The sequence below is a fragment of the Enterobacter sp. genome (genome assembly GCF_977039595.1).
On sequence record NZ_CDRQYH010000012.1, the window covers coordinates 26,514 to 42,500 of the forward strand.

Annotated in this window: 16 protein-coding genes; 9 read left to right on the forward strand and 7 right to left on the reverse strand. The window is 54.6% G+C overall.

From position 1 onward, the window contains the following. Nucleotides 1-47 precede the first annotated feature (47 nt). The 4 genes from gpsA to ACWYRJ_RS06015 are packed head-to-tail and all read right to left on the reverse strand — an operon-like array spanning nt 48 to nt 2,261. A complete protein-coding gene (gpsA, locus tag ACWYRJ_RS06000; RefSeq protein ID WP_115876693.1) occupies nt 48-1,067 on the reverse strand; it encodes an NAD(P)H-dependent glycerol-3-phosphate dehydrogenase in 1,020 nt (339 codons plus the stop codon). After that, nucleotides 1,067-1,534: a protein-export chaperone SecB gene (gene secB / locus ACWYRJ_RS06005; protein WP_003860835.1), complete on the reverse strand. Its 468-nt coding sequence runs from the start codon at nt 1,532-1,534 to the stop codon at nt 1,067-1,069. The genes gpsA and secB overlap by 1 nt, the downstream gene beginning before the upstream one ends. Before the next feature lie 32 nt (nt 1,535-1,566). Continuing rightward, nucleotides 1,567-1,818 (reverse strand): glutaredoxin 3, encoded by a 252-nt coding sequence (grxC, locus tag ACWYRJ_RS06010; RefSeq protein ID WP_023309914.1) that lies wholly within the window; start codon nt 1,816-1,818, stop codon nt 1,567-1,569. 11 nt (nt 1,819-1,829) lie between these two features. Beyond that, nucleotides 1,830-2,261, reverse strand: a complete 432-nt coding sequence (locus ACWYRJ_RS06015; protein ID WP_023309913.1) for a rhodanese-like domain-containing protein — start codon at nt 2,259-2,261, stop codon at nt 1,830-1,832. A gap of 246 nt (nt 2,262-2,507) precedes the next feature. On the opposite strand from ACWYRJ_RS06015, the gene gpmM reads away from it, so the two are divergent. The 3 genes from gpmM to ACWYRJ_RS06030 are packed head-to-tail and all read left to right on the forward strand — an operon-like array spanning nt 2,508 to nt 6,281. Continuing rightward, nucleotides 2,508-4,052: a 2,3-bisphosphoglycerate-independent phosphoglycerate mutase gene (gene gpmM / locus ACWYRJ_RS06020; protein ID WP_133293523.1), complete on the forward strand. Its 1,545-nt coding sequence runs from the start codon at nt 2,508-2,510 to the stop codon at nt 4,050-4,052. Between the two features lie 33 nt (nt 4,053-4,085). After that, the gene (gene envC, locus ACWYRJ_RS06025; RefSeq protein ID WP_245405367.1) at nt 4,086-5,345 is read left to right on the forward strand and encodes a murein hydrolase activator EnvC; all 1,260 of its coding nucleotides are present in this window, start codon (nt 4,086-4,088) and stop codon (nt 5,343-5,345) included. A gap of 3 nt (nt 5,346-5,348) precedes the next feature. Further along, nucleotides 5,349-6,281 (forward strand): divergent polysaccharide deacetylase family protein, encoded by a 933-nt coding sequence (locus tag ACWYRJ_RS06030; RefSeq protein WP_455507568.1) that lies wholly within the window; start codon nt 5,349-5,351, stop codon nt 6,279-6,281. Nucleotides 6,282-6,284: 3 nt separating this feature from the next. Here ACWYRJ_RS06030 and ACWYRJ_RS06035 read toward each other — a convergent pair whose 3' ends face one another. After that, on the reverse strand, nt 6,285-7,085 hold the full coding sequence (locus ACWYRJ_RS06035; protein WP_455507569.1) for a glycosyltransferase family 2 protein: 801 nt from the start codon (nt 7,083-7,085) through the stop codon (nt 6,285-6,287). A gap of 205 nt (nt 7,086-7,290) precedes the next feature. On the opposite strand from ACWYRJ_RS06035, the gene ACWYRJ_RS06040 reads away from it, so the two are divergent. Both ACWYRJ_RS06040 and ACWYRJ_RS06045 read left to right on the forward strand, forming a co-directional pair. Further along, nucleotides 7,291-8,496 (forward strand): glycosyltransferase, encoded by a 1,206-nt coding sequence (locus ACWYRJ_RS06040; protein WP_223580892.1) that lies wholly within the window; start codon nt 7,291-7,293, stop codon nt 8,494-8,496. 15 nt (nt 8,497-8,511) lie between these two features. Next, a complete protein-coding gene (locus ACWYRJ_RS06045) occupies nt 8,512-9,426 on the forward strand; it encodes a hypothetical protein (RefSeq protein WP_111964309.1) in 915 nt (304 codons plus the stop codon). Nucleotides 9,427-9,453: 27 nt separating this feature from the next. Here the strand turns inward: ACWYRJ_RS06045 and tdh are convergent, their stop codons facing one another. Beyond that, nucleotides 9,454-10,482 (reverse strand): L-threonine 3-dehydrogenase, encoded by a 1,029-nt coding sequence (gene tdh / locus ACWYRJ_RS06050; protein WP_111964308.1) that lies wholly within the window; start codon nt 10,480-10,482, stop codon nt 9,454-9,456. Between the two features lie 9 nt (nt 10,483-10,491). After that, a complete protein-coding gene (kbl, locus tag ACWYRJ_RS06055; protein WP_115876700.1) occupies nt 10,492-11,688 on the reverse strand; it encodes a glycine C-acetyltransferase in 1,197 nt (398 codons plus the stop codon). A 215-nt stretch (nt 11,689-11,903) separates the two neighbouring features. On the opposite strand from kbl, the gene rfaD reads away from it, so the two are divergent. The 4 genes from rfaD to ACWYRJ_RS06075 are packed head-to-tail and all read left to right on the forward strand — an operon-like array spanning nt 11,904 to nt 15,985. Beyond that, nucleotides 11,904-12,836, forward strand: coding sequence for an ADP-glyceromanno-heptose 6-epimerase (gene rfaD / locus ACWYRJ_RS06060; RefSeq protein WP_008502707.1), 933 nt, complete (start codon nt 11,904-11,906; stop codon nt 12,834-12,836). A gap of 2 nt (nt 12,837-12,838) precedes the next feature. Further along, the gene (gene rfaF, locus ACWYRJ_RS06065; RefSeq protein ID WP_032661897.1) at nt 12,839-13,885 is read left to right on the forward strand and encodes an ADP-heptose--LPS heptosyltransferase RfaF; all 1,047 of its coding nucleotides are present in this window, start codon (nt 12,839-12,841) and stop codon (nt 13,883-13,885) included. A 3-nt stretch (nt 13,886-13,888) separates the two neighbouring features. Continuing rightward, nucleotides 13,889-14,872, forward strand: a complete 984-nt coding sequence (gene rfaC, locus ACWYRJ_RS06070) for a lipopolysaccharide heptosyltransferase RfaC (RefSeq protein ID WP_455507570.1) — start codon at nt 13,889-13,891, stop codon at nt 14,870-14,872. Nucleotides 14,873-14,875: 3 nt separating this feature from the next. Then, entirely contained in the window at nt 14,876-15,985 is a 1,110-nt protein-coding gene (locus ACWYRJ_RS06075) for a glycosyltransferase family 9 protein (protein WP_149367268.1), read from the forward strand. Nucleotides 15,986-15,987 lie beyond the last annotated feature (2 nt).

The following is a 15,987-nucleotide window of genomic DNA, read 5'->3' on the forward strand; positions in this document are numbered from 1 at the left end:
CAGCCAGTTCTGCGCTGGCTGGGTCATTCAGGTGACAACGGTTCCGACTAGTTACTGCTGCGCTCGTCCTTGCGCGCACGACCTAATAAGGTCAATGCTGCCTCGCGCGCATTTTTTCCGCAATACAATACCTGATAAATTTCCTCGGTTATTGGCATTTCGACACCGAAACGGTGCGCCAACTCGCGGACTTCTTTGGTATTGCGGTAGCCTTCCACCACCTGACCAATCTTCTCCTGCGCGTCTTTCACATTGCTGCCCTGTCCGAGCATCATGCCAAAACGGCGGTTACGAGACTGGTTGTCGGTACAGGTCAGCACCAGGTCGCCCAGGCCAGCCATTCCCATAAAGGTGGCCGGATCGGCACCCAGCGCTTCGCCCAGGCGGGACATCTCGGTCAGACCGCGGGTGATCAGCGCCGTGCGCGCGTTGGCACCAAAACCAATGCCGTCGGACATCCCGGCACCAATCGCAATCACGTTCTTCACCGCTCCGCCCAACTGCACGCCGATAAAATCGGGGTTACTGTAGACGCGGAAGCTCTTGCCGCAGTGCAGCAGCTGTTGAAGATCGTCGGAGAAGGCCCGATCGGTTGAGGCCAGCGAAATCGCCGTCGGCAGGCCAGCGGCCAGCTCTTTGGCAAAGGTCGGGCCGGAGATGACCGCTAGCGGGATCTCATCACCCAGCGCTTCACGGGCAACGTCCTGCAGCAGGCGTCCGGTTTCTGCTTCCAGTCCTTTAGTCGCCCAGACAATGCGCGCATCCGGGCGCATCAACGGCTTAATCTGACGCAGCACGTCGCCAAAGACATGGCTCGGAACCACAATCAGAATGTTGCGGCTGGCCGCCAGCGCGGTCGCAAGGTCGCTTTCAAGGTGCAGGGAGTCAGGGAACGGAACGTCCGGGAGAAACGCGACGTTACAACGATCGCGCTGCAGCGTTGCGATATGTTTTGGGTCGTGGCCCCAGAGGACCACATCGTGACCATTTCTTGCCAGCGTGATGGCAAGAGCGGTGCCGTATGAGCCGGCACCGATCACAGTCATTGACGCATTAACAGTGCTCATCAGGCATCCTGATGTTGTTCAGCACCTTCGCCAGCTTGCTGCTGCAGATAGTTCATGAACAGCGCATCAAAGTTAACTGGCGCAAGGTTCAGTTGCGGGAATGTACCGCGAGAAACCAGGCTGGTGATGCATTCACGCGCATACGGGAACAGAATGTTCGGGCAGTACGCACCCAGGCAATGTGCCATCTGGTTGCCTTCGATACCGCCGATAGAGAAGATGCCGCCCTGCTGTACTTCACACAGGAATGCAGTTTCTTCACCCAGGGATGCGGTAACGGTCACACGCAGCACGACTTCATACACGTCATCTGCCAGTTGGGTAGATGCGGTATCCAGATCAAGTTTAACCTCTGGCTGCCAATCTTTCTGGAAAACGTGTGGCGCATTTGGCGCTTCGAAAGAGACATCCTTGGTGTAGATACGCTGGATCTGGAAAGTCATTTCGGTGTTGTTTTGTTCTGACATGGAAATACCCTTTTTAATTGTCCTAAAGTCTCTTAGCTCAGCAGCGGATCGAGTCCACCACGGGCGTCGAGCGCATACAAGTCATCACAGCCGCCAATGTGCTGCGCATCAATAAAAATCTGCGGAACCGTCGTGCGACCACTACGTTTGATCATCTCTTCGCGTTTAATCGCGTCACCGTCGATCGGCAGTTCCTGGAACGTGACGCCCTTGCTGTTCAGCAGCGCTTTCGCACGATGGCAGAACGGACACGTCGCTTTGGTATAGATCTCAATATTGGCCATGACTGAACTCCTTATTTACCGCGCACCAAAGGAAGATTTTCCCCGCTCCAGCCGGAAATACCTTCTTTCAGCACAGTTACGTTTTCGAAGCCTGCTTTATGAAGCGCGCTGGCAGATTCTTGTGCCTGCATGCCGGTCGCATCGACAACGATAATCGGCTGGGCTTTGTGTTTTTCAAGCTCACCGACGTTGTTCGCTTTGATTTCAGCTGGCAACAGGTTGATTGCGCCCGCAATGTGACCTTTACGGAAATCGTCACGCTGACGCAGATCGACAACGACGGCATCTTCTTTGTTAATCAGACGCGTCGCTTCACCACGGGTGATAACCTTAATCTTAGACGTCAGGCTCTTAAATGTGGTGAACAGCACAGCAGCCAGCAGGCCAATCCACGCGATGCTCAGAACCGGATGGCGGCTAACGAATTGCATAATTTCTTGCATGGAGGGTAACTACTCCCGACTAATTGATAAAAAAACCAGGACAGGAGTATACCTGTGCGTTCTGGCAAATACAGCCAGCGACCATAACCTAATCCATTTTCTGCGGCATGCCACCTAAAAAAATGCCTCAAAATGGTCTGGAGGGCACCTTGCCACTGCGCTTTCTTTGATCTTCTGCGGCTATTTGATCGATTCAGCTGTAGTAAAATTACGCAAATTTTGACTCTTGAGCATGAGGTTGTCGCAATGTCGGTTTCTAAAAAACCTATGGTACTGGTGATTCTGGATGGTTATGGCTACCGTGAAGATAGCCAGGATAACGCTATTTTCAACGCCAAAACCCCGGTCATGGATGCCCTGTGGGCAAAACGTCCACATACGCTGATTGACGCGTCTGGCCTGGAAGTGGGCCTGCCGGACCGCCAGATGGGCAACTCCGAAGTCGGTCACGTAAACCTGGGCGCCGGGCGTATTGTGTATCAGGACCTGACGCGTCTGGACGTTGAAATCAAAGAACGCACCTTCTTCTCCAACCCAACGCTGTCTGGCGCGGTCGATAAAGCCGTTGCCGCTGGCAAGGCTGTACACATTATGGGCCTGCTCTCTGCTGGCGGCGTGCACAGCCACGAAGATCACATCATGGCGATGGTTGAACTGGCCGCTGAACGCGGGGCGGAAAAAATCTATCTGCACGCCTTCCTGGACGGTCGCGATACGCCACCACGCAGCGCAAAAGGCTCTCTGCAAGCCTTCGAAGACAAATTCGCCGCGCTGGGTAAAGGCCGCGTAGCATCCATTATTGGCCGTTACTACGCCATGGACCGCGACAACCGCTGGGATCGCGTTGAACAGGCCTATGACCTTTTGACCCTGGCAAAAGGTGAGTTCCAGTTCGCGACCGCCGTTGAAGCGCTGGAAGCAGCTTATGCTCGTGATGAAAACGACGAATTCGTCAAAGCGTCCGTCATTCGCGCTGAAGGTCAGGCCGACGCCGCCATGGAAGATGGCGACGCGCTGATCTTCATGAACTTCCGCGCTGACCGCGCGCGCGAAATCACCCGTGCTTTCGTCAACAGCGACTTCGACGGTTTTGCCCGCAAGAAAGTGGTAAACATCGACTTCATCCAGCTGACCGAATACGCGGCAGACATCAAAGCCCCATGCGCGTATCCACCAGCCTCGCTGGCAAACACCTTCGGTGAGTGGATGGCGAAGAACGATAAAACGCAGCTGCGTATTTCCGAAACTGAAAAATACGCACACGTGACCTTCTTCTTTAACGGCGGCGTTGAAGAACCGTTCAAAGGCGAAGACCGCATTCTGATCAACTCACCGAAAGTCGCCACCTACGATCTGCAGCCAGAAATGAGCTCTGCAGAATTGACGGAAAAACTGGTTGCAGCCATCGAGAGCGGTAAATACGACACCATCATTTGTAACTACCCGAACGGCGACATGGTGGGTCATACCGGGGTGATGGAAGCGGCAGTGAAAGCGGTTGAAGCACTGGATCACTGCGTTGATCAGGTTGCGAAAGCTGTTGAATCCGTTGGCGGCCAGCTGCTGATCACCGCAGATCACGGTAACGCTGAACAGATGCGCGACCCGGCGACTGGCCAGGCGCATACCGCCCACACCAACCTGCCCGTTCCGCTGATTTATGTGGGTGATAAATCACTGAAAGCAGTGGAGGGTGGCAAGCTTTCTGACATCGCGCCAACCATGCTGTCGCTGATGGGGATGCCGATCCCTGAAGAGATGACTGGTAAGCCGCTGTTCATCGTGGAATAATCGCTCCCCATGAGGGGAAAGGCGATTTTTTCAATCACATGGGTCGTGAAGCCGCTTAGGTTATCAGTCAGACCTCTGTTTTACGCCAGCGCACTCAGCGCTGGCGTATTGCTGTGCGCCGCATCCGCCCACGCGGATGACCGCGACCAGCTGAAATCCATTCAGGCCGATATCGCCGCCAAAGAGCGTGCGGTACGCCAGCAGCAACAGCAGCGATCCGCACTTCTTGCCCAGCTAAAGCAACAGGAAGAGGCGATCTCCGCCGCCGCGCGTAAACTCCGTGAAACGCAAAACACCCTTGCCCAGTTGAACAAGCAGATCGACGAGATGAACGCGTCGATTGCCAAACTGGAACGCCAGCGCGATGCGCAGGAGCGCAATCTTGCCGCACAGCTTGATGCCGCATTCCGCCAGGGTGAACATACCGGACTCCAGCTGATCCTCAGCGGCGAAGAGAGCCAGCGCGGCCAGCGCCTGCAGGCCTACTTTGGCTATCTCAACCAGGCGCGTCAGGAGACTATCGCGCAACTGAAGCAGACGCGCGAAGAGGTCACCACGCAAAAAGCCGAGCTGGAAGAGAAGCAGAGCCAGCAGCAGACGCTGCTCTACGATCAGCAGGCCCAGCAGGCGAAGCTCGAGCAGGCGCGCAACGAGCGTAAGAAAACCCTTTCCGGCCTTGAGTCCTCTATTCAGGAAGGACAGAGCCAGCTCAGCGAAATGCGCGCCAACGAATCAAAACTGCGTAACAGCATCGCCCGTGCGGAAGCCGCGGCGAAAGCGCGTGCCGAAAAAGAAGCGCGCGAGGCGCAGGCCGTTCGCGACAAGCAGCAGGAAGCGTCCCGCAAAGGCACCACCTACAAGCCAAGCGAGAGCGAACGTTCCCTGATGTCGCGTACTGGCGGTTTGGGTTCTCCTCGCGGCCAGGCTTTCTGGCCCGTTCGTGGTTCAATTCTGCATCGCTATGGCGAACAGCTGCAGGGTGAGCTACGTTGGAAAGGGATCGTTATCGGTGCGTCTGAAGGTAGCGAAGTGAAAGCCATCGCCGATGGCCGCGTGATTCTGGCCGACTGGCTGCAGGGTTACGGACTGGTGGTGGTGGTCGAACACGGTAAAGGTGATATGAGCCTTTACGGCTACAACCAGAGCGCGCTGGTCAGCGTCGGCACGCAGGTGCGCGCCGGCCAACCCATCGCCCTTGTGGGCAGCAGTGGCGGTCAGGGCCGCCCGTCACTCTATTTCGAAATTCGTCGCCAGGGTCAGGCGGTCAATCCACAGCCGTGGTTGGGAAGATAAGTTTTGCTTCAATTTCGTCGAATGGTTTTCTCCGTCGTCAGCGCGCTGGCGCTGGCTGTACCGGTATACGCAGGTAAACTCGCTATCGTGATTGATGACTTCGGTTATCGTCCGCACTATGAAAATCAGGTGCTGGCGATGCCGTCGGCCATCTCTGTCGCCGTCCTTCCAAATGCGCCCCACGCGCGTGAGATGGCGACCAAAGCACACAGCAGCGGCCATCAGGTGCTGATCCATCTGCCAATGGCACCTCTCAGCAAGCAGCCGCTGGAAAAAGATACCCTGCGCCCGGACATGAGCAGCGAGGAAATCGAGCGCATCATCCGTGACGCCTACAACAAAGTGCCGTATGCCGTAGGGCTGAACAACCATATGGGCAGCGCGATGACGTCAAGCCTGTACGGTATGCTCAAAGTGATGCAGGCGCTGGAGCGTTACAACCTCTACTTCCTCGACAGCATGACCATCGGCAACAGCCAGGCGATGCGTGCCGCTCAGGGAGCGGGCGTAAAGGTGATTAAGCGCAAGGTGTTCCTGGATGATACCCAGAACGAAGCCGATATCCGCATGCAGTTTAATCGCGCGGTACAGCTGGCCCGCCGCAATGGCTCAGCCATCGCCATCGGTCACCCCCACCCGTCTACCGTTCGCGTCCTGCAGCAGATGCTGCCGACCTTGCCTTCCGATATCACGCTCGTACGTCCGAGCGATCTACTGAACGAGCCGCAGGTGGATACCTCTACACCGAATTCTGCGCAGCCCGTCCCGACAGCGCCGCGTAATCCGTTCCGCGGCGTGAAGCGCTGTGTATCGAAGCAGCCGCTTGAACCGGTCTATGCGACACGCTTCTTCTCCGTCATCGGAGACAGCATCAGTAACAGTACGCTGGTGAAATACGTCCAGCAGCAGTGGCAGGGATGGGGCAAGAAAGCCTGACGCCTATTTCGCAATCTGTGAGTCCGTCTGCTCGTTAGCAACGGACTCTTTTTTTTCCTGATGCTGATACCAGGATTTGAAATACTTCAAAAAACTATAGGCTGTGGCATACAGTCCCGTTGCCACCCCCACTTTGCCCTTACGCCAGGCGCCGCTAAAAAGATACCATTTGAAAAAAGCACCGATGGCGCTGATTACGCCGCGCCCAACAGAGGGCCGTATTTTTTGATGTTGAACCAGGCGGGTTGTATAACAATTTAATTTATTAAAAAGCTCGTGCAGCGTGGGAAACGTATCATGTTTTACATAGCCCTGAATACGTTCACAACGGAGAAAACCTTCAACCTGATCGTCTACCGGTCGGTTATTAAACCGGGACTGTTTACGGTTAAAAAGACGCACAGGATAATCAGGGGATGAAACAGGATAAATCGTCCGGACTTCTTCACCCAGAACAAACCAGTGGCGGCATATTCGCCATGCCGTTCCGGGCTCAGGCTCATCACCTGCTTTTAACCTTAAAATGGCATTAACCGTTTCCTGATCAAGAATTTCGTCGCTGTCGATGCACAGGACCCAGTCATTGCTGGCTAAGGATATGGCATGGTTCATCTGCTCGCCATGCCAGCCAAATTTTTTATAGACCGGGAGCAGTCCAAAGCTTTCACAAATATATCGTGTTTTGTCCGTACTGCCAGAATCGACCACGACCATTTCATCCGCTATTTTTAAAAGAGGCGGAATAACATCATGCAACAATCTCTCAGAATTAAACGTTAATAAGCAGACCGTTATTTTAAACATTTTCCCACTCTCAATAGCAGCCTAAATTAATATTATTAATACTATATAAATGAGTAGAGATGGTTAAAGTCCTGAATCACACTTTTAAAATAAACGCGCTTGAAATTTTCTCTAATCCTGAAGCGCAATAAAATAGAAAAATCTATTTTATTTCAACAGATTCTTTATAATGCTGTCAGATGAAGGGTAGCACACGGATTCAGACATGCCGCACAAAAGTAAAATTCTCCTCCTGGATACGGGTAAAGAATGGGGGGGAGGCACCAACAGTATGCTTGAGCTCCTGAAGCGAATCAATCGCGATAAATTCGATATTACCTGTTGTTTTTACAGTGATTATAGTCGTGCCGAAGGTGAGACGATTGGCCAGGTGCTCAACGGCATCGGGATCCCGCTCATCGTGATCCCTCAACGTCCGCAGCCGGTCTGGGCCAAATTGTTGAAGGAAGCTGGGCGTAGCCTGCTGTTTTTCTCACGCAGCGCCCGCAAGGCATTAACGCGTCACGTGGATATTATGTGGCGCATCAGGCCTAACGTCAGCAAGATCGAAACTCTTTTCTCGCAGGGCGGTTTCGATACGCTCTATATGAATAACCAACCGGGCTCAAATGAAGAAGGCTATCTGGCGGCGGCGAACCTGCAGGCGCGGGTGATCCAACACTGCCGCATTGAACCTGTTTTGACCCCACCTCTGGTAAAGCTGGTTAATGCCCATGCCACAAAAATCATCGCCGTCTCGCACGGCGTTGAACGCGTGTTACTTCAGCATGGCGTCCGGCCCGAACTGTGTACGACGGTCAATAATGCCATCGACATCCACCAGCCTTTGCCTGACCGAAGTGCGATGCGCCAGCGCCTGAATATCGATGACGACACGTTTGTGTTCGGCAGTATTGGATCCTTAATCCCTCGCAAAGCCAACCACCACACGCTGGAGGCGCTGGCACAGTTCAGCCAGAAGCATCCGCAGGCGAAATGGAAAATGGTGCTGGTCGGCGAAGGTGCCGAACGCCGCGCTTTAGCGGAACAGGCCCGAGCGCTGGGAATTGAACATCACGTCATCTTCACCGGTTTTCAGAACACCCCGTTTGATTACCTCGCTACGTTTGACGCCTTTATCCTCGCCTCAAAAAGCGAAGGGCTACCGCGCGTGGTGCTGGAAGCGATGCTTCTCAATATCCCCGTGATTGGCTCTCAGGTGACCGGCACGGCAGAATTGATTGACCATGATTCGACAGGTCTGCTCTTCCCCTGGAGCGATGTTTCACAACTTGCACAACATCTGGACAATATCTGGGCAGACGCGGAACTGCGGGCTCGACTGGCGGCAGCTGCTTACCAGAACGTCTGTCATAACTACGCCATTGAAAACTACGTCAGCGGTGTCGAAGCCGTGCTTGGCGCGCGCTGACCAAACGAGATAACTATGTTTAAATTTCTTAATGCTCGCTATCGTCATATCACCGGGCGACACAACATTCCTTACAGCTCTCTTCCCGTGACGGGCGCGCTTGCTGCGGTGGACTCTATTGTGATTCCGTGTACCGGCGCAGATTTCGTCGAAGAAGCATTACTCTCTGCCACCTTCGCGGAACGTTATGCCACCGGGGTGAGCGAAATCGTCATCGTCAGCGATCAACCCGAATCCGCCTTTGGGATACTGCCGCCTAAAACCCGCGTAGTGACGCTTAACCTTCCCGTTCGTGAGGAAAGTTACCGCTATAAGCAGATCTACCTCAGCCGTCTGGTGAAGCTTAACGCCCCGCTACAGGCTCGCGGTGAAGGGATATTGATGATCGATTCCGATCTCAATCTGCTGAAGATGCCAGAGATCAACATGGCCGATATGCACATCTACTCCAGCTTCCGTCAGGGTAAAATGATTGCCAAGCTGGACGGTGCGCCTGCGGAGAAAGTGCCGGCGTATTACAAGGAGACGGTGCGCCCTTATCTGGTCGATCACGTTAACGGCGCGTTTCTTGCGGCAACTAAAAAAACCTGGCGCCGTATCTGCCCGCTGTGGCTGACGCTGTTCCAGGATACCTGGGAACTGATGGACGACACGCAGCCGCCGACCGATCAGCTGCCGCTCGCCGCGCTGCTGGACATGCTGGATTTAAAAACGGTTAACCTGGGTGACTGGATGAACTGGCCGGTCTCCAAGAAGATCGGCGGGCAGGAAGCCGTAGTTCCGAAAGAGGTGATTGGCGCGCACGGCGGTTTCCCTCTCTCAGAATGGCAAAAATATCTTGAATCACCGGATAACAAACTGCTGTTCAAAGGTCAGGACTACACCCGCAAGGTGCGCTACCTGACGGACGAAGAGAAAAAGAATCAATAAAAAAAGGGGCCTCAGGCCCCTTTTTGATTACTTATCCCAGCTCAGGATCACTTTCCCTGACTGGCCGGAACGCATCGCGTCAAAGCCCTGCTGGAACTCATCGATGGAGAAACGGTGAGTGATAATCGGGGACAGATCCAGACCGGACTGGATCAGCGCCGCCATCTTGTACCAGGTCTCGAACATTTCGCGGCCATAGATGCCCTTAATGAACAGTCCCTTGAAGATGACCTTGTTCCAGTCGATGGACATATCCGATGGCGGAATACCCAGCATCGCAATACGGCCACCGTGGTTCATGGTGTCGAGCATGGTGCGAAACGCCGGTGGCGCGCCGGACATCTCCAGACCCACGTCAAAGCCTTCGGTCATGCCCAGCTCTTCCATCACGTCGCTCAGGCTCTCTTTCGAGACATCCACCGCACGGGTGACGCCCATTTTGCGCGCCAGCGACAGACGGTATTCGTTCACATCGGTGATCACAACGTTGCGCGCACCCACGTGCTTCGCCACGGCTGCCGCCATAATGCCAATTGGGCCCGCGCCGGAGACCAGCACGTCTTCACCAACCAGGTCGAAGGAGAGCGCCGTGTGCACCGCATTGCCGAACGGGTCGAAAATGGAGGCCAGATCGTCAGAAATATTGTCCGGGATTTTGAACGCGTTAAAGGCCGGGATCACCAGATATTCCGCGAAGCAGCCCGGACGGTTCACGCCCACGCCGATGGTATTACGGCACAGGTGAGTACGCCCGCCGCGGCAGTTACGGCAGTGGCCGCAGGTAATATGGCCTTCACCGGAGACGCGGTCGCCAATTTTGAAGCCTTTTACTTCCTGGCCGATACCCACCACTTCGCCGACATATTCGTGACCGACAACCATCGGTACCGGGATGGTTTTCTGCGACCACTGGTCCCAGTTATAGATGTGAACGTCAGTACCGCAGATAGCCGTTTTACGAATTTTGATCAGCAGATCGTTATGACCGACTTCCGGCTCCGGCACGTCGGTCATCCAAATCCCTTCTTCCGCTTTCAGTTTGGATAACGCTTTCATCACACGTCCTCAGGCAATTACGCCCAGCTGTTTACCAATGCGGGTAAAGGCTTCTACCGCACGTTCAATTTGTTCAGGCGTATGCGCCGCAGACATCTGGGTGCGGATACGCGCCTGACCTTTTGGCACCACCGGGAAGAAGAACCCGGTGACGTAAATCCCTTCTTTCTGCAGTTCGCGGGCAAATTGCTGCGCGACGACCGCATCGCCGAGCATCACCGGAATGATCGCATGGTCGGCACCGGCCAGGGTAAACCCTGCGGCGCTCATTTTTTCACGGAACAGACGGGCGTTGGACCACAGGCGGTCGCGCAGCTCAGCGCCGGACTCCACCATCTCCAGCACTTTAATGGAGGCGGCAACAATCGCCGGCGCCAGGGAGTTGGAGAACAGATACGGACGGGAGCGCTGACGCAGCCACTCAACCACCTCTTTACGCGCGGCGGTATAGCCGCCGGACGCGCCGCCGAGCGCTTTGCCCAGCGTGCCGGTGATGATGTCCACGCGGCCCATCACGTCACAGTATTCGTGGGAACCGCGGCCGTTTTTGCCGACAAAACCGACCGCGTGAGAGTCATCGACCATCACCAGCGCGTCGTATTTATCCGCCAGGTCGCACACGCCCTTCAGGTTGGCGATCACGCCGTCCATGGAGAACACGCCGTCGGTGGCGATCAGCACGTGGCGAGCACCCGCTTCACGAGCCTCTTTCAGGCGCGCTTCCAGCTCAACCATATCGTTGTTGGCGTAGCGGAAACGCTTCGCTTTACACAGGCGTACGCCGTCGATGATGGAAGCGTGGTTCAGGGCGTCGGAGATAATCGCATCTTCTGCACCGAGCAGGGTCTCAAACAGACCGCCGTTGGCGTCAAAGCAGGAGGAGTAAAGAATCGCGTCTTCCATTCCGAGGAAGCTCGCCAGCTTTTGCTCAAGCTGCTTGTGGCTGTCCTGCGTACCGCAGATAAAGCGTACGGAGGCCATGCCGAAACCGTGGGTGTCCATGCCGTTTTTTGCAGCGGCAATCAGCTCAGGGTGATTTGCGAGACCTAAGTAGTTGTTCGCACAAAAGTTGATCACATGGCTGCCGTCGGCAACGGTGATGTCCGCCTGCTGGGCAGACGTGATAATACGCTCTTCCTTGAACAACCCTTCCGCACGTGCGGTGTCGAGGTCGCTGTTTAACTGTTTGTAAAAATCACCACGCATTGCAATTCTCCAGACTCGGCAAATTTCGGGACATATTACCCAAACCTATAGTTCATGACGAGATGACACGTCATCTCTTGTCGTTTTTGCAGCATAAATCACGCGTACCCCTGCGCTGTGAAGGTGAATGGCTGAAGGGCAGCCATACTAATGATATGATAGAGACATTAGCGTCCGGGATTGTCCCCGGGCTCCACACTTCAAAGGTTACAGTTATGATCATCGTTACCGGCGGCGCGGGCTTTATCGGCAGCAATATTGTTAAGGCCCTCAATGACAAAGGCATCACCGACATCCTGGTGGTTGACAACCTGAAAGACGGCACCAAGTTCGTCAACCTGGTGGATCTGAACATCGCTGACTACATGGATAAAGAAGACTTCCTTATCCAGATTATGGCAGGCGAAGAGTTCGGCGAGATCGAAGCCATCTTCCACGAAGGTGCATGTTCTTCCACCACCGAGTGGGACGGTAAGTACATGATGGACAACAACTATCAGTACTCCAAAGAGATCCTGCACTACTGCCTGGAGCGTGAAATTCCGTTCCTGTACGCCTCCTCTGCTGCAACCTACGGCGGCCGCACCTCGGACTTCATCGAGTCCCGCGAGTATGAACAGCCGCTGAACGTCTACGGTTATTCTAAGTTTCTGTTCGACGAGTACGTGCGTCAGGTTCTGCCGGAAGCGAACTCGCAGATCGTAGGCTTCCGTTACTTCAACGTCTACGGACCGCGCGAAGGCCACAAAGGCAGTATGGCAAGCGTAGCGTTCCACCTGAACACCCAGCTGAATAACGGTGAAAGTCCGAAACTGTTCGAAGGCAGTGACGGCTTTAAGCGTGATTTCGTCTACGTAGGCGACGTTGCCGCAGTGAACCTGTGGTTCTGGGAAAACGGCGTATCCGGCATCTTCAACCTGGGGACCGGCCGCGCGGAGTCCTTCCAGGCAGTGGCTGACGCCACGCTGGCGTATCACAAAAAAGGCAGCATTGAGTACATTCCGTTCCCTGACAAGCTGAAAGGCCGTTATCAGGCATTCACGCAGGCCGATCTGACTAACCTGCGCGCAGCGGGTTATGACAAGCCGTTCAAGACCGTTGCCGAAGGCGTAACGGAATATATGGCCTGGCTGAACCGCGACGCGTAAGTATGAAGATTCTGGTGATCGGCCCGTCATGGGTGGGCGACATGATGATGTCGCAAAGTCTCTATCGCACGCTCAAGGCGCGCTATCCCCAGGCGATAATCGACGTGATGGCACCTGCATGGTGCCGTCCTCTGTTGTCGCGTATGCCGGAAGTGAATGAAGCCATCCCGATGCCGCTTGGCCACGGGGCGCTGGAAATCGGCGAACGCCGCAAACTCGGACATAGCCTGCGCGAGAAGCGCTACGATCGGGCGTATGTCCTGCCAAACTCCTTTAAATCCGCCCTGGTGCCCTTTTTTGCGGGGATACCGCACCGTACCGGCTGGCGCGGCGAAATGCGCTACGGCCTGCTGAACGATGCACGGGTGCTGGATAAAGAGGCCTGGCCGCTGATGGTGGAACGCTACGTGGCTTTGGCCTATGACAAAGGCGTGATGCGCAGTGCGAAAGACCTGCCGCAGCCGCTGCTCTGGCCACAGCTTCAGGTTAACGACGGTGAAAAATCCCAGACCTGTAACGCGTTTGGTCTTTCGTCTGAACGCCCGATGATTGGCTTTTGCCCTGGCGCCGAGTTCGGCCCGGCAAAACGCTGGCCGCACTATCATTATGCGGAGCTGGCGAAACAGCTGATTGACGAAGGCTACCAGATTGTCCTGTTCGGCTCGGCAAAGGACCACGAGGCAGGCAACGAAATTCTCGCGACGCTGAGTAATGAACAGCAGGCCTGGTGCCGCAACCTGGCGGGAGAAACGCAGCTTGAACAGGCGGTTATTCTGATTGCCGCCTGTAAGGCTGTAGTAAGTAACGATTCTGGCCTGATGCACGTCGCTGCCGCGCTCAACCGCCCGCTTGTGGCGCTGTATGGCCCAAGTAGCCCGGACTTCACGCCCCCGCTTTCTCATAAAGCGCGCGTCATTCGCCTGATCACCGGCTACCACAAAGTGCGCAAAGGCGATGCCGCAGAAGGCTATCATCAGAGCCTGATCGACATTACCCCAGAGCGCGTTCTCGAAGAACTTAACGAACTGCTGCTGAGCGAAGAAGGATAACGAATGCGGGTACTGATCGTTAAAACCTCTTCGATGGGCGATGTTCTGCATACGCTGCCGTCACTGACGGACGCCATGCGGGCCATTCCCGGCATTCGTTTTGACTGGGTAGTGGAAGAAGGTTTCGCACAGATCCCCACCTGGCATGAAGCGGTTGACCGCGTGATCCCGGTGGCGATTCGCCGCTGGCGCAAAGCGTGGTTCTCCGCGCCAATTAAAGCCGAACGCAAAGCCTTCCGTGAGGCGGTGCAGGCACAATATTACGACGCTATCATCGACGCCCAGGGGCTGGTGAAAAGCGCTGCGCTGGTGACGCGTCTGGCACGCGGCATAAAGCACGGCATGGACTGGCACACCGCCCGCGAACCGCTGGCGAGCCTGTTCTATAACCGCCGCCACTACATCGCAAAGCAACAGCATGCCGTCGAACGTACCCGCGAGCTTTTCGCAAAAAGCCTGGGCTATGCCAAACCGGAAACCCAGGGCGACTACGCCATTGCACAGCACTTTTTGCGCAATACAGATCCCTGTGCTCAGCCTTATCTTGTGTTCCTGCATGCCACAACTCGCGACGATAAACACTGGCCGGAAACGCACTGGCGAAGCCTGATTGAACTAATGCAACCTACCGGCATCCATATTAAACTGCCCTGGGGCGCTGAACATGAGCGGCGGCGTGCAGAGCGTCTGGCTGCAGGATTTTCGCACGTCGAGGTATTGCCGAAACTCACGCTGGCGCAGGTTGCTGCACAGCTGGCGGGGGCGAATGCTGTTGTTTCCGTTGATACCGGTTTAAGCCATTTAACCGCGGCGCTGGATCGTCCGAATATTACGATTTTTGGTCCGACCGATCCCGGATTGATCGGGGGTTACGGTAAGAACCAGCATCAGATGGTCAGCCCGACCCAGCAAACGAAGGATATCAGCGCAGATGCTATTTTTTCATTTTTACAGGGCAGCCGTTGGCTTTCCAACAGGGATATCTAACGCATGAGTTACGTATTTCTGCTGATTTTACTTTTTCCGGTGAAGGTTATCCGAAAGCTGTTCCGCAAAGAGACAGGTAAAAACCTGGTCATCCAGACAGCTAAAATCGGCGATTTTGTTAATGCAACGCCCCTTCTGGCATACCTTCAAAAAAGCGACGTACTCATCAGTCGTAGCGTGGGTGCGCTGGCGAAGCATGATGAGACGATCGATGAAATTTTTTTCATCGAGCAGCATAAGCGTAACCTGTGGCGAAAACTGGTCTTTGCCTGCCGGATCATGAATCGCTATGACAATGTCTATCTCCTGCAACCTAACAGCGTAAATCTCTTTTTCGCCTCCGTGTGTAATGCTAAAAACAAACAGTTTTTAAGCACTTACACGCGCAGATGGTATCACGGTATTTTCTATGCCACGGCAGACGGTATTGTTGAACATGGTAAGAAGACTCTTTCGGTCACGAACTATCTCAAACTGGCCGATCGCACCTTAACCTGGCAAGACTCGCCAAAGCACGCCACAAAGCCACTTTTCAAACCCGCAACCTATCCGGCAATCCTTGATAAACCCGGCGTGATACGCATTGGCATCAGCGTAGCCGCCGGGAATAAAGCGAAAACCGTTCCGCCGGTCATCTGGAAGCAAATTGCCGATCGTCTCGCTGACCTGCCTTGCGAATTTTATGTTTTTGGCGCCCCAAATGAACAATCGTGGATGGACGATATCACCCGCGCTTATGGTGAACTGCCCAACTTTATTAATCTGATTGGCAAAATCTCGCTTGAAGAGCTGCCGTGGGCCATTTCTAAAATGGATTGTTATATTGCCTCTGACTCGGGGAATGTTTACATCGCCGATGCCGTTGGGGTGCCAGTTATCCTATTGTTCGGGCCTTGTTGCCACTATGAACAGCGTCCGCTGGGCAACGTATTGCTAATTGGAAATGATGACAACATTTGCTCATACGTTTTTGAAACACGGTATTACTTCTCACAGAGCAGAGAAGAACTCTTCGCTGTAACTGAAGAATCGCTACGTGACCTCAAACATTTTATTTGCGAGTTATCAACAACTAACGCAACCGCATACTCCTTTGATGCTCAGGGAAAATAATT

Excerpts from the sequence above, each read along its gene's own strand:
- kbl (WP_115876700.1), bottom strand. The coding sequence starts at position 11,688 with ATGCGTGGTGATTTTTACAAACAGTTAAACAGCGACCTCGACACCGCA.
- ACWYRJ_RS06035 (WP_455507569.1), bottom strand. The coding sequence starts at position 7,085 with ATGTTTAAAATAACGGTCTGCTTATTAACGTTTAATTCTGAGAGATTG.
- grxC (WP_023309914.1), bottom strand. The coding sequence starts at position 1,818 with ATGGCCAATATTGAGATCTATACCAAAGCGACGTGTCCGTTCTGCCAT.
- gpsA (WP_115876693.1), bottom strand. The coding sequence starts at position 1,067 with ATGAGCACTGTTAATGCGTCAATGACTGTGATCGGTGCCGGCTCATAC.
- ACWYRJ_RS06045 (WP_111964309.1), top strand. The coding sequence starts at position 8,512 with ATGTTTAAATTTCTTAATGCTCGCTATCGTCATATCACCGGGCGACAC.
- rfaC (WP_455507570.1), top strand. The coding sequence starts at position 13,889 with ATGCGGGTACTGATCGTTAAAACCTCTTCGATGGGCGATGTTCTGCAT.
- gpmM (WP_133293523.1), top strand. The coding sequence starts at position 2,508 with ATGTCGGTTTCTAAAAAACCTATGGTACTGGTGATTCTGGATGGTTAT.
- tdh (WP_111964308.1), bottom strand. The coding sequence starts at position 10,482 with ATGAAAGCGTTATCCAAACTGAAAGCGGAAGAAGGGATTTGGATGACC.
- rfaF (WP_032661897.1), top strand. The coding sequence starts at position 12,839 with ATGAAGATTCTGGTGATCGGCCCGTCATGGGTGGGCGACATGATGATG.
- ACWYRJ_RS06075 (WP_149367268.1), top strand. The coding sequence starts at position 14,876 with ATGAGTTACGTATTTCTGCTGATTTTACTTTTTCCGGTGAAGGTTATC.
- rfaD (WP_008502707.1), top strand. The coding sequence starts at position 11,904 with ATGATCATCGTTACCGGCGGCGCGGGCTTTATCGGCAGCAATATTGTT.
- ACWYRJ_RS06040 (WP_223580892.1), top strand. The coding sequence starts at position 7,291 with ATGCCGCACAAAAGTAAAATTCTCCTCCTGGATACGGGTAAAGAATGG.
- ACWYRJ_RS06015 (WP_023309913.1), bottom strand. The coding sequence starts at position 2,261 with ATGCAAGAAATTATGCAATTCGTTAGCCGCCATCCGGTTCTGAGCATC.
- secB (WP_003860835.1), bottom strand. The coding sequence starts at position 1,534 with ATGTCAGAACAAAACAACACCGAAATGACTTTCCAGATCCAGCGTATC.